The organism is Embleya sp. NPDC127516 (assembly GCF_044765325.1).
Classification (GTDB): Bacteria; Actinomycetota; Actinomycetes; order Streptomycetales; family Streptomycetaceae; genus Embleya.
On the sequence record NZ_JBIWJT010000011.1, the window covers coordinates 83168 to 97811 of the forward strand.

General features: G+C 70.5%; 17 protein-coding genes. 13 read left to right on the top strand and 4 right to left on the bottom strand.

The annotated features are described in order from the left end of the window. Window positions 1–27 precede the first annotated feature (27 nt). Together ACIRL2_RS22175 and ACIRL2_RS22180 are read left to right on the top strand one after the other, a co-directional pair. Entirely contained in the window at window positions 28–1332 is a 1305-nt protein-coding gene (locus ACIRL2_RS22175; protein WP_395863349.1) for a nicotinate phosphoribosyltransferase, read from the top strand. A gap of 52 nt (window positions 1333–1384) precedes the next feature. Next, entirely contained in the window at window positions 1385–2008 is a 624-nt protein-coding gene (locus ACIRL2_RS22180; protein ID WP_395863347.1) for an isochorismatase family protein, read from the top strand. 330 nt (window positions 2009–2338) lie between these two features. Here the strand turns inward: ACIRL2_RS22180 and ACIRL2_RS22185 are convergent, their stop codons facing one another. Next, window positions 2339–4135, bottom strand: coding sequence for an immune inhibitor A domain-containing protein (locus ACIRL2_RS22185; RefSeq protein ID WP_402234121.1), 1797 nt, complete (start codon window positions 4133–4135; stop codon window positions 2339–2341). Window positions 4136–4326: 191 nt separating this feature from the next. Between ACIRL2_RS22185 and ACIRL2_RS22190 the strand changes: the two genes are divergently transcribed. Further along, window positions 4327–4530, top strand: a complete 204-nt coding sequence (locus tag ACIRL2_RS22190) for a hypothetical protein (protein WP_395863343.1) — start codon at window positions 4327–4329, stop codon at window positions 4528–4530. On the opposite strand, the gene ACIRL2_RS22195 is transcribed toward ACIRL2_RS22190, so the two are convergent. Next, window positions 4514–5257, bottom strand: a complete 744-nt coding sequence (locus ACIRL2_RS22195; protein ID WP_395863341.1) for an RDD family protein — start codon at window positions 5255–5257, stop codon at window positions 4514–4516. The two genes, ACIRL2_RS22190 and ACIRL2_RS22195, sit on opposite strands and share 17 nt — an antisense overlap. A 120-nt stretch (window positions 5258–5377) precedes the next feature. Further along, on the bottom strand, window positions 5378–6316 hold the full coding sequence (locus ACIRL2_RS22200; RefSeq protein ID WP_402234123.1) for an RDD family protein: 939 nt from the start codon (window positions 6314–6316) through the stop codon (window positions 5378–5380). A 116-nt stretch (window positions 6317–6432) separates the two neighbouring features. Between ACIRL2_RS22200 and clpS the strand changes: the two genes are divergently transcribed. The 7 genes from clpS to ACIRL2_RS22235 all read left to right on the top strand — a co-directional run bounded on the left by clpS (window position 6433) and on the right by ACIRL2_RS22235 (window position 11140). Continuing rightward, window positions 6433–6723 carry an ATP-dependent Clp protease adapter ClpS gene (clpS, locus tag ACIRL2_RS22205; protein ID WP_402234125.1) on the top strand — a complete coding sequence of 97 codons (291 nt, stop codon included), beginning with the start codon at window positions 6433–6435 and terminating at the stop codon, window positions 6721–6723. A 73-nt stretch (window positions 6724–6796) separates the two neighbouring features. Beyond that, window positions 6797–7396, top strand: a complete 600-nt coding sequence (locus tag ACIRL2_RS22210) for a DUF2017 domain-containing protein (RefSeq protein WP_402234127.1) — start codon at window positions 6797–6799, stop codon at window positions 7394–7396. A gap of 114 nt (window positions 7397–7510) precedes the next feature. Further along, complete coding sequence (locus ACIRL2_RS22215; protein WP_395863335.1) at window positions 7511–8920, top strand: amino acid permease; 1410 nt, start codon at window positions 7511–7513, stop codon at window positions 8918–8920. Between the two features lie 84 nt (window positions 8921–9004). Beyond that, window positions 9005–9418, top strand: coding sequence for a Mov34/MPN/PAD-1 family protein (locus ACIRL2_RS22220; protein ID WP_395863333.1), 414 nt, complete (start codon window positions 9005–9007; stop codon window positions 9416–9418). Window positions 9419–9622: 204 nt separating this feature from the next. Continuing rightward, entirely contained in the window at window positions 9623–9733 is a 111-nt protein-coding gene (locus tag ACIRL2_RS22225; RefSeq protein ID WP_395863480.1) for a putative leader peptide, read from the top strand. A 175-nt stretch (window positions 9734–9908) separates the two neighbouring features. Next, window positions 9909–10190, top strand: a complete 282-nt coding sequence (locus ACIRL2_RS22230) for a MoaD/ThiS family protein (RefSeq protein ID WP_395863331.1) — start codon at window positions 9909–9911, stop codon at window positions 10188–10190. Beyond that, window positions 10190–11140 (top strand): PLP-dependent cysteine synthase family protein, encoded by a 951-nt coding sequence (locus tag ACIRL2_RS22235; RefSeq protein WP_395863329.1) that lies wholly within the window; start codon window positions 10190–10192, stop codon window positions 11138–11140. The genes ACIRL2_RS22230 and ACIRL2_RS22235 overlap by 1 nt, the downstream gene beginning before the upstream one ends. 538 nt (window positions 11141–11678) lie before the next feature. On the opposite strand, the gene ACIRL2_RS22240 is transcribed toward ACIRL2_RS22235, so the two are convergent. After that, window positions 11679–12128 (bottom strand): MarR family winged helix-turn-helix transcriptional regulator, encoded by a 450-nt coding sequence (locus tag ACIRL2_RS22240; RefSeq protein ID WP_395863326.1) that lies wholly within the window; start codon window positions 12126–12128, stop codon window positions 11679–11681. Window positions 12129–12187: 59 nt separating this feature from the next. On the opposite strand from ACIRL2_RS22240, the gene ACIRL2_RS22245 reads away from it, so the two are divergent. The 3 genes from ACIRL2_RS22245 (at window position 12188) to ACIRL2_RS22255 (ending at window position 14590) form a co-directional block, all read left to right on the top strand. After that, window positions 12188–12583 (top strand): hypothetical protein, encoded by a 396-nt coding sequence (locus ACIRL2_RS22245; RefSeq protein ID WP_395863324.1) that lies wholly within the window; start codon window positions 12188–12190, stop codon window positions 12581–12583. 439 nt (window positions 12584–13022) lie between these two features. Next, window positions 13023–13838: a glutamate racemase gene (gene murI / locus ACIRL2_RS22250; protein WP_395863322.1), complete on the top strand. Its 816-nt coding sequence runs from the start codon at window positions 13023–13025 to the stop codon at window positions 13836–13838. After that, window positions 13835–14590 (top strand): MBL fold metallo-hydrolase, encoded by a 756-nt coding sequence (locus tag ACIRL2_RS22255; RefSeq protein WP_395863320.1) that lies wholly within the window; start codon window positions 13835–13837, stop codon window positions 14588–14590. The genes murI and ACIRL2_RS22255 overlap by 4 nt, the downstream gene beginning before the upstream one ends. Window positions 14591–14644: the final 54 nt, after the last annotated feature.

Here is a 14644-nt window from a genome sequence, read left to right on the forward strand (position 1 = left end):
GACGAGTAATCGTGTTATGCTGACGACATGGACACCGCAACCACGGCCTTGCTGACGGACCACTACGAGCTGACGATGCTCGAAGCCGCACTGCGCAGCGGTGCGGCGCACCGCCGTTCGGTGTTCGAGGTCTTCGCCCGCCGACTGCCGGACGGCCGGCGCTACGGCGTGACCGCCGGCACCGGGCGGCTGCTCGACGGCATCGAGAACTTCCGCTTCGACGACGAGACGCTGCGCTTCCTCGAGGAGGCCGGCGTGGTCGGCCCGGCGACGCTGGACTGGCTGGCCGGCTACCGCTTCACCGGCAACATCTGGGGCTACGCCGAGGGCGAGTGCTGGTTCCCGGGGTCGCCGCTGATCGTGGTCGAGGGCAGCTTCGCCGAGGCGGTGGTGCTGGAGACGCTGATCCTGTCGGTCCTCAACCACGACGCCGCGGTGGCCGCCGCCGCCTCCCGGATGACCTCGGCCGCCGCCGGGCGGCCGTGCATCGAGATGGGCTCGCGCCGCACCCACGAGGAGGCCGCGGTGGCCGCCGCGCGCGCCGCGTACATCTGCGGGTTCGCGAGCACCTCGAACCTGCGCGCCGGGCAGCGGTACGGCATCCCGACCCGGGGCACCAGCGCGCACGCGTTCACGCTCCTGCACGACGACGAGCGCGAGGCGTTCGCGGCGCAGGTGGCCGCGCTCGGCGCGGACACCACGCTGCTCGTGGACACCTACGACGTGGCGAGCGCGGTACGCACGGCGGTGGAGGTGGCCGGGCACGAACTCGGGGCGGTCCGGCTCGACTCGGGCGACCTGCTGCTGCTCGCCCACCGGGTGCGCGCGCAACTCGACGAGCTCGGCGCGGTCAAAACCCGGATCGTGGTCACCAGCGACCTCGACGAGTACGCGATCGCCTCGCTGCGGGCGGCTCCCGTGGACGCCTACGGGGTTGGCACCCAGTTGGTCACCGGTTCGGGGCAGCCGACCGCGTCGCTGGTGTACAAGCTGGTCGCGCGGGCGATGAGCGACGCGCCGGACGCGCCGCTGGTGCCGGTGGCCAAGAAGTCGCCGGGCAAGCCGAGCCACGGCGGCCGCAAGAGCGCCGTGCGGCGCTACGACGCGGACGGGGTGGCCGAGGCCGAGGTGCTGCGGCCGTTCCGGGCCGACGCGGAAGTCGTACCGGGCGAGCGGGAATTGCTGGTCCCGCTGGTGGTGAACGGGGAGATCGTGGGCCGCGAGCCGCTGTCGGCGGCGCGGGACCGACACGCGCGTTCGCGTGAGGAACTGCCGCTTTCGGCTACGCAGCTCTCGCGCGGGGAACCGGTACTTCCGACCATCTACGAGTAGACGCGAGCGGTTCGTCGGACTCGACGGACCCGCCACGAGGAGGCAGGCGACGATGACCCGGGCATTGATCGTGGTCGACGTACAGAACGACTTCTGCGAGGGAGGCAGCCTCGCGGTCGCGGGCGGGGCGGCGGTCGCCGAGGCGATCCGACACCACATCGCGGCCAACGCGGCCGAGCAGCCGCCGGACCCCGTGCACGCGGAGACACCGGCCTACGCGCACATCGTGGCCACGCGGGACCACCACGTGGATCCCGGGGCGCACTTCTCGGCGACGCCGGACTATGAGGAGACCTGGCCGACGCACTGCGTGGCCGGTACCGAGGGCGCGCGCTTCCACCCGGCGTTCGCGTCGGCGGTCGAGTCGGGGCGGGTCGAGGAGATCTTCTCCAAGGGCGCACACGCGGCCGCGTACAGCGGGTTCGAAGGGGCTGCGGCCGACGGGACGTCGTTGGCCGAGTGGCTGCGGGATCGCGGCGTCACCCAGGTGGACGTGGTGGGGATCGCCACGGACCACTGCGTGCGGGCGACCGCGTTGGACGCGGTGCGGGAGGGGTTTGCGACGCGGGTGTTGTTGGGGCTGACGGCGGGGGTGGCGGCGGGGACGACCTCTTCGGCGCTCGCCGAGCTTCGGGGGGCGGGGGCGGTTCTGGTGGGCGAGCCGGCATTGCCCTGAGGCCGGGCGGGCCGTGGGTGGTTGGGTGGGCTTTTTTTGGCCTCATGCGCCGGCCGGGCTGGTTGCCCTCATGCGCCGGGCGGGCTGGATTGGCCTCAAGCGCCGGCCGGGCTGGGTGGCCTCAAGCGCCGGGCGGGCTGGTTGCCCTCAAGCGCCGGGCGGGCTGAGTGGCCTCAAACGCCGGGCGGGCTGGGTGGCCTTAAGCGCCGGCCGGGCTGGTTGCCCTCAAGCGCCGGGCGGGCTGTTGGGTTTGCCTGGTTGGGTCTTGAGGGTGGCGTGGGGGCTGGTTGTGGGGGTGTGGTGTTTGTTGAGGGTGGCCTGGGGCGGTGATCAGGGGGTGGTGGGCCCGACTGTTACTCGGGCGGCGGTGCCGGTGCGGGTGGGGCCTTCCGTGGTGATTGTGGTGCCGGTGTGGGGGACTTTTACGCCGGTGTTGGGGGACGCGGCGGACCAGTACTCGGCGCTGTCGGTGAACGTGGGGACGCCTGGGCGGGAGGGGAAGGTGCCCAGGCGGCCCAGGGTGATCGCCGAGGTTTCTTCCGTGGTGGAGGTCAGGGCGGCGTCGGCGGTCTGGAAGCGGGCGGGGAGTGGTTTTCCGGTCCGGTCCAGGAGGGGGTCCGGGTGGATGTCGACGGGCAGGATCAGGCCCTCGCCGGGGTGACGGGAGACGTCGTTGTCGGTGAAGGAGGTGTCCCACAGCCAGATCAGGACGCCCTCGCCGTACGGGAAGTGGGCGGCCACGCGTTTGTTGCCGGTGATTTGGTAGGGGCCGTTCACGAGGGTGGTGTCCGCGCCGACGTATTGCCGGTTCTCCACGATGTACCAGCGTTTGGCGTTGCTTCCGCGGCGTGGTGGCAATGGGACGAGCAGTGCCTGTGGGTCGCCCGTGGACTGGTTCGGCGCGAGTTGGGCCACGGTCTTGCGGGTCGGGTCCACGATGCGTACGTCCAGCCAGCCCAGTTGCAGCTTGTCCCACGCGGACAGCGAGCCCGGCAGTGAGCCCGCGCCGTCCTCGTCGCCGAGGTAGCCGCCGAGCGCCATCAGCGACCAGAACCCCGGCGGGCCGTCGGTCGAGTTGCCTCGGTCGTACAGGTCCGGAAGGCCCAGGTTGTGACCGAACTCGTGGGCGATCACGCCCAGTCCGCCGTTCTCCGACTGGATCGTGTAGTCCCCGGCCCAGATCCCGGAGTCGCCGATCGGTGTGCCCCCCGCGCGGTTGCTCGCCGGCCCGGTGCGACCGACCCGGTCGGCGTACGCGTACCAGCGGTGCGACCACACCGCGCCCCGGCCCTGTTCGCCGCCGCCCTGGGCCTTGTCCACGCCGGCGTGCACGATCTCCAGGTTGTCGAGGTAGCCGTCCGGCTCGTCGAAGTCGCCGTCGCCGTCGAAGTCGTCCCGGTCCCAGCGGTCGAACGACGCGAGCTCGTCGCGGACCTGTGCGGCCGTCAGCCCTCCGGCGATCCGCCCGTCGTACCAGACCTTCATCGCGTCCCGGACCAGAGCCCACACGTCCTGGCACACGTTGCGGCCACACCCGTCGTTGCCGTAGCGCGCCTCGTTGTAGGGCACCCGGACCCACTCGGTGACCTCGCCGTCGAGCGAGTAGCGGCCCGAGGACTGCGCGCGGTAGTACGAGGCCAACGAGGGCGAGTCGGTGCCCGGGCCGAAGAACAGGTCCCGGAAGTGGTCGCGTTCGTAGCTCGATCGCCACAGCGTCGTGGTGTCCTCGGCCCGGTTCGGCGCCGGGATGGTGCCGTGTCGAGGACCCGGCCGCGAGCTGTAGCGATGCCCGTTCGGCGCGTCGAGGCGATCGCCGAACTCGACCAGGACCACGAACACCCGCGCCTCGGCGGGTGGCCGGGTCTCCGCGGCGCCCGCTTCGCCGGCCGGCACCGTGCGCGCCGTCAGCGCCGGGTCCTCGGTCATCGCCCGTACCGCCGCGTCGCGTCGTTGTCTGCGCCGCTCGGTGAAGGGGTGGGCCAGGTCGTCGTCGCGTTCGACGAAGGGGCCGGATTCGGTGCGCTCGCCCGGGACGTCCGCGATCCGGCCCGGCGCGGCCGGGGCGGCGGCCAGCACGAGCAGTGCGCACAACGCGGTGACGACGGGGGTGACGTGCCTGCGGTTCACGTGGACTCTCCGGGGCGGGCGGTCCTGGGGCTGTCTTCATGCGCGGGATCGGTGCTCCGACCGTCGCGGGAGGGTGCCCGGAGTCGGGACCGATAAATCCCGATCGCAATCGACTGGTTACATTGCGCGGCGTGAGCAGTAGCGTGAGAACGGGGGGCGTGCACAAAGGGGTGCAGGGGAGGTGGTGCGTCGTGGCAAGAGGAGATTTCTTCCGACTCGGCTACGGCGTATTCGTCACGATCGTCTTGACGGTCTCACTATTGGCGGCCTGGGAGCCGCGCACCGTGGCGGGAGCTGCCGTCGCCATGGGCATCGGGGTCGCGCTGGGCACGACGACGGCAGTGCTCGGCATTCGCGCTCGGCATCACCAGCCTCGGGTCACGACCCGCGGATGACGGTGGTCTTGGCCGCCTTGTCGTGCAGACACTGATGCCACGGCTGATCCCAGAACTGCCACAACACGTTGACCAGCCAGAAGATCGTGCCCAGGCACGGCACGATCGGGGGCAGCGTGAACACGCCGGCGCGGGTCCATGCGGGCGATCCGGCGATGGGCCCGCCGTCGGCCACCCGCACCACCCGGATGCGCAGCACTCGCTTGCCGAGCGTGCGACCGTAGCGGTCGAGCTGGAAGCCCTCGTAGAGGAAGTACAGCAGTGAGAAGATCAGACCCGAGGTGAACTGAGAGCCAAAGCTCATGTCGTCGTAGTCGTAGTCGGTGACCGGCCACGAGAGCAGGCCCGCGACCACGCCGACGATGATGCTGTCGATGATCCGCGCGAGCAGCCGCCGCCACGGGCCGCCGAGCTCCGGCCCGGCCCCGTACCCGCCCGTGCCGCCACCCGTGCCGTGGGACGGGTCCTGGCCGTACGGGCCGCCCTGACCGTACGGATACTGCCCGGTCGGGTCCTGCCCGTACGGCGGTTGCCCGGAGGGATTCCCGCCGTACGGAGGTTGCCCCCGTCCGGACGGGTCCGATCCGGGAGGCGGCTGCTGCCCGCCGTACGGCGGCTGCTGTCCGTGGGGCGGCTGCCCGGGCGGTGGTTGCTGCCCGTAGGGGTTTCGACCCGAGGGGTCGTCTCCGAACGGGTCGGGCGGCGGAGGCGGTGCACTACCTGTCATAAAGCCGAGTAAACCGGACATAAGGCGACGCGACCGTGACGTGTTCGACCAATCCGGTCGTGTCGCGTCTGTACGGGTGACGGGGCGGCTGACCGGGTGGCGGGCGGGCCGCGCCCGGCGTCAGTCGCGGGCGACGAACGTGCGCGCAGCCTTGTCGTGCAGCCCCTGCCGCCACGGCCGATCGAAGAGACCCCACAGCGCGCCGAGCACGCCGACCACGAACACGCCCGGTACGTACAGGACCAGCCAGCGTCGCACCGACTGCCACAGCGAGGGGGTGTCGTGGCTGTCCAGGTCCGCGACGCGCAGGCCGAACAGGGTCTTGCCGAGCGAGCGGCCCCACTTCCAGGTGGGCAGCGCCTCGTACAGCAGCGCGGCCACGAGCACGGTGCCGAGCACCATCGCGATCGCGGTCCCGGTGGTGCCGTCGATCAGCCAGACCGTGGTGTCGCGGCCCTCGTAGCGGGCCCGGTCGATCTTGTCCCGGATGTGCTCGACCGCGTCCGGGACGAGCGGGATGCCGACCGCGACGCCGGCCGCGAGCGGCACCAGGGCGTCGGCGATCCGGGCCAGCAGCCGTCGGCCCAGGTTCGCCGGGCGCCGTTCGTTGCTGCCGAAGATGTCGGCCTGGACCGGTCGCCACGGCCCCGGCTCCTCGGCCGCGCGCTGTGGCGGCACCCCGCCCGCCGGTGGCGGCGTCGCGCCGCCCGCCGGGCCGGTGGGGGCGGTCGGGCCGGACCACGACGGGCCCGCGTCGGGCGAGCCGGCGGCACCGGGGCCGGGTGAGCCGGCCGGCGGCGCGTACACGCCGGTCGAGGACATGTCGTACGGAGCGCCGATGCGCGCGGACAACACCTCGCCCTGGATCACCCGGCCGCCCTGCTCGATCGCCTCGGCGCCGCCGGACTCTCCGGCCCGGTCCGGTTGTTCGGCGGCGGGCCGGCCGGGTTCCTCGGCCGGTCGGCTGCTGTCCGGCACCCAGGCACCGCCGTCCCAGTAGCGGATGTGGCCGGTGATCTCCGGATCCGGGTACCAACCCGGTGCGGGTGCAGAGGACATGGGCGGGATTTTGCCGTACCGGAGGGGTGACGTGTACGCCCCGGGTCACATCCGGGCCCGAACACCACCGCCGAGCCGGTTCGCCCGGGCCCTGGGCTGATGGCAGCATGGGACCCATGAGTGTCGCTCCCATCGAGGTCGAGAAGCAGAAGCCCGAAGAGGACGTCCGGGCGGAGACCCCGTGGGTGTGCATCGTCTGGAACGACCCGATCAATTTGATGTCGTACGTGACCTACGTCTTCCAGTCCTACTTCGGCTATCCGAAGAAGAAGGCGGAGAAGCTCATGCACGACGTGCACAACAAGGGTCGGGCCGTGGTCTCGTCGGGGACGCGCGAGGAGATGGAGCGCGACACCACCGCGATGCACGGATTCGGCCTGTGGGCCACCATCCAGCACGACAGGTGACACCCGCTCGGTTCGCTCGGCCCGGCCGGCCCCTCCGGTTTCCGCCCCATATTCCCCGGGAGTTGCACAGCCTGTGAACGGCCTCTTCATGCGCGGACGCTCGGGACGACCCGAGATCGTCCTGGAGGACATGCACGTGCGAGTGCTGGCCGATCTGTGCGGTCAACTGGTCGAGATGGTCTCGCCCGACGACGAGGCGAGCGACCCGCTGGCCGCCGAGCTGGGCCTGACCGGGCTCGGCTCGACCGACACACCGGTCACCCCGGACGACCCCGCGCTCGCCCGCCTGCTGCCGGACGCCTACGCCGAGGACGCCGAGGCGGCGGCCGAGTTCCGCCGCTACACCGAGACCGACCTGCGGCTGCGCAAGCGCGACAACGCGCGGATCGTGCTGGCCGACCTGGCCGAGTTGGTCGACCTCACCGAACCGCCGGGCGCCGAGGAGTTGCGCGCGCAGGGCGGCGAACACCGCGTGGTGCTCGACGAGCAGGGCATCCAGGCCTGGCTCGGCACGCTCAACGACCTGCGCCTGGTGATCGGTACCCGGCTCGAAGTCACCGAGGACATGGAGGAATTCGAGGCCAAACTGGCCGACGACGATCCGCGACGCTGGCTGTTCGCGGTCTTCCACTGGCTGGGCGGGTTGCAGGACTCGCTGCTCGGGGCGCTGTAGCGCCGTACCGCAGGAGCACATCCGGCGAAAGGGACACGCCGGATCGCTCGGCATTCGGGTTTCCGCTCGTTTTCGTTGGTAATACGGCCTCCGTACCAACGAACGGGAGCGATCATGACGGACATCAAGGCCGAGTCGAGCGCGCGGGCGGTCGAACCGGGTGTCGACGCCGAGGGGTACGAACGGGGACTGAACGGCCGTCAGATCCAGATGATCGCGATCGGCGGCGCGATCGGCACCGGGCTCTTCCTGGGCGCGGGCGGCGCGATCGAGAAGGCCGGGCCGTCGTTGATCGCGGCCTACGCGGTGGCCGGTGTATTGATCTTCTTCGTCATGCGCGCGCTGGGCGAGCTGCTGATGTATCGGCCGGTGGCGGGCAGTTTCGCCGAGTACGCCAGGGAGTTCTTCGGGCCGTTCGCGGGGTTCGTGACCGGGTGGACGTATTGGATCATGTGGGTTGTCACCGGGATGGCCGAGATCACCGCGGCGGGCGTCTACGTGCAGTACTGGTGGTCCTGGATCCCGCAGTGGGTGACCGCGCTGGCTGTCCTGCTGGTGCTGTTCGCCGCCAACCTGATCTCGGTCAAGCTGTTCGGCGAGTTCGAGTTCTGGTTCTCGATGATCAAGGTGACCGCGATCGTCGGGATGATCCTGGTCGGCATCGGGGTGCTGATCTTCGGCTTCGGCGAGGCCGGTGACCAGGCGTCCGTCTCGCATCTGTGGTCGGACGGCGGGTTCGCGCCCAACGGCGTCGGCGAGACGTTGATGGTGCTCCAGATCGTGATGTTCGCGTTCCTGGGCGTCGAGCTGATCGGTGTCACCGCGGGGGAGGCGCAGGACCCGGAGAAGGTGCTGCCGCGCGCGATCAACACCATCCCGTTCCGGATCGGGCTGTTCTACATCGGCGCCCTGGTGATCATCCTCTCGCTCGCGCAGTGGACCGACTTCCATGCCAAGGAGAGCCCGTTCGTGCTCGTCTTCGACCGGGTGGGCATCCCGGCCGCGGCTGCGATCATCAACTTCGTGGTGCTCACCGCCGCGCTGTCCTCGTGCAACTCGGGCCTGTACTCGACCGGCCGGATGTTGCGCACCCTCGCGGTCGAGGGGCAGGCGCCGTCGCAGGTGAGCACCCTCAGTTCGCATCGGGTGCCGGCAATGGCAGTCACCGTGTCGGCGATCGTGATGGGCGTCGGCGTGCTGATCAACGCGCTGGTGCCGGACAAGGCGTTCATGTACATCACCTCGGTGGCCACCGTGGGCGCGCTGTGGACCTGGGGCATGATCGTCGCGTGCCAGATGCGCTACCGGCGCGCGGTGAACCGGGGACGGCTGGCGGGACACGGCTTCCGGATGCCGGGCGCGCCGTACACGGGCTGGGCGGTGTTGGCCTTCCTGCTGATGGTGGTGGTCCTGCTCGGGTTCTCGGCGGACACCAGGATCGCGCTGTACGTGGTGCCGATCTGGGTGGCGTTCCTGGTGGCGGCGTACGTCTCGGCGCGGCGCGGGAAGCCGGTGAGGGTCTGAGCGGCGGACGGGCCGGCCCGGTGCGTGGGGTGGGGCGGGGTGAGGTGTCGCGCGGGTCCCAAAGCCGCTCAGTACGCTCGGGGCATGCTCACCATCACCGCAGCCCTGCGCGATCGGATCGTCGCCCACGCCCGTGCCGACCACCCCGACGAGGCGTGCGGCGTCGTCGCGGGCCCCGAGGGCACCGACCGCCCCGAGCGGTTCATCCCGATGCTCAACGCCGCGCGGTCGCCCACGTTCTACGAGTTCGACTCGGCCGACCTGTTCAAGCTCTACCGCGAGATGGACGACCGGGACGAGGAGCCCGTGATCGTCTACCACTCGCACACCGCGACCGAGGCGTACCCCTCGCGCACGGACGTGTCGTACGCGTCCGAGCCCAACGCGCACTACGTGCTCGTGTCGACGCGGGAGGAGGAGACGTACGAGTTTCGGTCGTACCGGATCGTCGACGGTGTGATCACCGAGGAGGAGGTCAACGTGGTCGAGGCCTATTGATCCGGCCGACGGCCCTTCGCGGGTTGTTCGGCGACTGTTCGAAGGCCGAGGGACGGGTTATTTCGGAGCGAATGCCCGATTCGTCGGGTATTGCCGTCGGGCTGTGTCTCACCTGTCGGTATGGCATGTTCCGGCATGCGAGATCACATCGGAGCCTCTCGATGGAATGGCTAGCATGACCATATGCGTTATGCGGGCGTGAATATGACGGAAGCGGTAGCGGGCGGTGCCCCGGGCGCGCTTCTCGTCGCACGCCTGCACGTCGATCTGTGCCGACTCTCCAGCGCCCTCTGTCGCGCTGCGCGCGTGAGCTGATCCGCTACCGGATCGGCCCACCAGGCACCCCAGGCAGCAGGCACGTCCCGCAGCACCGGCGCACGCGAACGATCCCCGCCCCACGGTCTCCACCGTCCCCGCTGGAGCGTCAAGGGTGCGGCCCGCGTCCGGACTGCGTTCTCTCCGTACGCGTCACCACCAGAGGAGCGCATCCATGGCCATCGAGGTCCGCATCCCGACCATCCTTCGTACCTACACCGACGGCGCCAAGGCGGTGCCCGGCGCGGGTGCCACCCTCGCCGACCTGCTGGTCGACCTGGAGGCCCGGCACCCGGGAGTTCGGGGACGACTGGTGGAGGAGAACGGCGAGTTGCGCCGCTTCGTCAACGTCTACCTCAACGACGAGGACGTGCGCTTCACCGGCGGCCTCGGCACCAAGTTGGACGACGGCGACACGGTCACCATTCTTCCGGCGGTCGCCGGCGGCGCGATCTGATGCGTTACGAATCGTTGCTCGATTCGGTCGGCCGCACCCCGCTGGTCGGCCTGCCGACGCTGTCGCCGTCGCCGACCGTGCGGGTGTGGGCCAAGCTGGAGGACCGCAACCCGACCGGTTCGATCAAGGACCGTCCGGCCCTGCACATGATCGAGGCGGCCGAGCGCGACGGGCTGCTCACCCCCGGTTGCACGATCCTGGAGCCGACCTCGGGCAACACCGGCATCGCGTTGGCGATGGCGGCCAAGCTCAAGGGCTATCAAATCGTCTGCGTGATGCCGGAGAACACCTCCGAGGAGCGCCGCGAACTGCTGCGCATGTGGGGCGCGCGGATCATCGGGTCGCCCGCGGCGGGTGGCTCCAACACGGCGGTCCGGGTGGCCAAGGAACTCGCGGCCGAGAATCCCGACTGGGTGATGTTGTACCAGTACGGCAATCCGGCCAATCCGGACGCGCACTACGCCACGACCGGCCCCGAACTGCTCGAGGACCTGCCCACGATCACCCACTTCGTGGCCGGTCTGGGCACCACCGGCACGCTGATGGGGGTCGGCCGCTACCTGCGCGAGAAGGTCCCGGGAGTGACCATCGTGGCGGCCGAACCGCGCTACGACGACGTCGTGTACGGCCTGCGCAACCTCGACGAGGGCTTCGTGCCGGAGCTGTACGACGCCGACGTGCTGACCACGCGCTATTCGGTGGGCTCCGCCGACGCGGTCCGGCGTACCCGGGAACTGCTGGAGAAGGAAGGCATCTTCGCGGGCATCTCGACCGGCGCGGTGCTGCACGCGGCCCTCGGGATCGCGCGCAAGGCGGTCAAGGCGGGGGAGTCGGCCGACATCGCCTTCGTGATCGCGGACGCGGGTTGGAAGTATCTGTCCACCGGCATCTACACGGCCGAGAGCACGGAGGCCGCGGTGGAGGGTCTTCAGGGTCAGCTTTGGGCTTGAGTAGCGTGGTCCGAGGCTCCGACTGAGCCTTTGTGCCGGGTCTTCTTCGTGCCGGGTCTTCTTCGATCGCCCCCGGGCCGCCTTCGGGCGCCGGGGGCGTTCGGTTTTTCGGGGGTGTGCCGCGGGTGGGCCGTGGTGGCGCGCTCCGGCGGGCTTGGCTGCGGGGCACGCGCACGTGCGGCTGCCGCTCACGGAGGCGGTTGAGGCGCATCGGGTGGTGGACAGCGACAAAGGGGATCGCTTCGGGTCGTGCGGGGGACGGCTGCTCGCGGCCGATGGGGCATCCGGGACGGGCGGACCCGGGTTCAGGGGGGACGGGCCAGGACGTGCCGGTGGGTGGGCCGTGCCGGACGGTCTGCGTGCCGCCGGTCGTGCGCAAGGTCGTTGCATCGGCGGAGGCCCATACCGGCGTCCCCCCGCGTCGCATGCTCATCGATGTCGTCGCGGTTCATCGCCGAGTTTGAAGAACTCGGTGATGTCGGGGGCGGCGACGAACTTGCGCATGGCACTCCTGGAGCGCGAGGCGCTTGGGAATCGGTCAGGTGGGGAGGCCGGATTGGGCGGCGAGGGTGGTCAGGGCCTGCTGTAGGGCCTGACGGGCGGCGGGGGTCAGGTGGGCGGTGAGGGCCTCGTCGAGGATGTGGGCGGCGGTGGTGCACTCGGCGAGGAGGGTATGGCCGTGGTCGGTGAGGGTCAGGACTTGGCGGCGGCGGTCGGCGGGGTCGCGTTCGCGGCGGATCGCGCCGAGCTCTTCGAGTTGGTCGGCGAGGCTGACCACCAGGCTGGGTGCGACCCCCATCGTGCGGGCGATCTCCTGCTGTGAGTCGGCGGCGCCGGCGGCCAGGACCGCCATCAGGCCGACCTGTTTGGGTTTGAGGCCGTACGCCTGGACCTGTTCGGTGAAGCGCTCGGTGACGATCGCGCCGATGGTGCCCAGGCGGAACGTGACCGTGCTCGTCAGCGGACCCTGACCCTTGACATCTTTCATGGTTTGCATAATAACCTGGGAGAATCATTCAGAGTTCGAATCATTCAGGGAGTGAAGTCATGCGGCGTGCGGTGCTGCTTCTCAATGCGGTGATGGCGCTGGGCTCGGCGGGCTCGGCGGTGCTCGGCATGGTCGACCCGGGGATCCTGTCGGTGCCCGGGACCGAGGTGAGCGACGGAATGCACATGTACGCGCAGGCGTACGGCGTTCGCGCCGTCCCGCTCGCCGCGGGCCTGCTCTACCTCCTCGCCCGGCGCGCCGACCGGGGCCTGACGCCGATCCTGGTCGTGGCCGGCGTCGCGCAACTGGGCGACGCGATGATCGGGATCGAACAGGGCATCACCGGCATGGCGATCGGCGGCAGCCTGGGCGCGACCGTGCACCTCGCTTCCGCGTGGTGGCTCTCCCGTCCGCCCGCCCGCGTATTCGCCGCCGGCGCGATCAACGCCGGCTGAGCCGCTCGCGCGTCGGGGCAACGGGCCGACCCACCGCGGGGTCACCGGTTCGTTCTGGACATCGCGACAACTCGTCCACCGGCCCGCCCCGTTGCCGGCCGGCGACGCCGAAACGACGGGGCGGCCGCCCACACACGCGGCCGCCCCGACCGCGACGCCAACTCGGCACACCCCCCGGCGCGTCAGCGCCGACGACTTGATCGTCGACCAGTGATCGACGAGCTTGCGAAGAGAGCGGCGGGGCCGCCGGTTCGCGCGTAGCGCGTTCATCCGTGCCCACGAGCGGTGGAACCGCCGGTTCGCGCGTAGCGCGTTTGATCAGGCGGCCGGAGGCCGCGTGGCGAAGCCGCCTCGCGCGCAGCGCGGTTGGATATGACGTCGGTCACCCCCATGCCCGTTGTGCACCGGGACGTACCCCTCCTCTGCGTACTCTCAGGGGGTGGCATTCGCATCCAACGACGCGCCGATCGGGATTTTCGACTCGAGCTTTGGTGGCCTGACCGTGGCCAGGGCCGTGCTCGACCAGCTTCCGAACGAGCCGATCCGCTATCTCGGCGACACCGCGCGGCAGCCCTACGGGCCGAGGCCGATCGCGGAGGTTCGTCGGTACGCGCTGGAATGCCTGGACCGGCTCGTGGACGAGGGCGTGAAACTCCTGGTCATAGCCTGCAACAGCGCGTCCGCCGCGATGTTGCGGGACGCGCGCGAGCGGTACGCGGTGCCGGTCGTCGAGGTGATCAAGCCGGCCACCCGGCGTGCCGCGGCGGCAACTCGCAACGGGCGGGTCGGGGTGATCTCGACCCAGGCCACGAAGACCTCGATGGCCTACGAGGACGCGTTCGCCGCCGCACCGCACATCAACCTCACCACCCAGGCGTGCCCGCGCTTCGTCGAGTTCGTCGAGCGCGGGGTGACCAACGGCGACGAACTGCTCAAGGTCGCCCGGGGTTACCTCGACCCGGTCGTGTCCGAGGGCGTGGACACCCTCATCCTCGGCTGCACGCACTACCCGCTGCTCACCGGTGTCATCTCCTACGTCGTGGGGGAGCAGGTCACGCTGATCTCCAGCGCGGAGGAGACCGCGAAGGACGTCTACCGCGCACTCGCGGCCGGCGGCCTGATGCGTGACACCGGACGGGCCGCGCCCGAGCACCAATTCCTCACCACGGGCGATCCCGCCCAGTTCCGCGACGTGGGTCGCCGGTTCCTCGGCCCCGAACTCGCGCACGTCGACGCGCTCGGAGCCCTCACGTGAAACTCACCGTCGTCGGCTGCTCCGGCAGCTTCCCCGGACCGGACAGTCCCTGCTCGTGCTACCTCCTGGAAGCCGACGGGGTCCGCATCCTGATCGACCTCGGCAACGGCGCGCTCGGCGCGCTGCAACGGCACACCACGCTCGGCTCGATCGACGCGGTGCTGCTCAGCCATCTGCACGCGGACCACTGCCTCGACCTCGCCTGCTACTTCGTGGCCCGCAAATACTGCCCGTCCGGCGAACTGCCCCGGCTGTCGGTGTACGGACCGGCCGACACGCACGAGCGGATCGCGCGCGCGTACGACGTCGAGGGCGCCATCGACAACGGGCGGATGGGCGACGTGTTCGACTTCCGCACGGTGGTCACCGGCACCTTCGAGGTCGGCCCGTTCCGGATCACCGCCGACCGCATGCCGCATCCCGTGGAGTCGTACGCCTACCGGATCGAGGCCGGCGGCCGGTCGCTGGTCTACTCCGGCGACACCGGGGTCAGCGACGACCTGGTCCGGATCTCGCGCGGCGCCGACCTGCTGCTGTGCGAGGCGTCGTTCGAGCACGGCCGGGAGAATCTGCCGCATGTGCACCTGAACGGCCGCCAGGCCGGCGAACACGCCGAACGGGCGGGCGTGGGAAGGCTGTTGCTTACCCACATCCCGCCGTGGACGAGCCGCGGGCGCAATCTCGAGGACGCCCGCAAGACCTTCACCGGCGCCGTCGAGCTGGCCCTGCCGGACGCCTCGCACACGGTCTGAGCCCGCCCGGGTGTCCGGTCCGAAGGGGTGTGTGCCACCGCTTAGGCTGGGTCC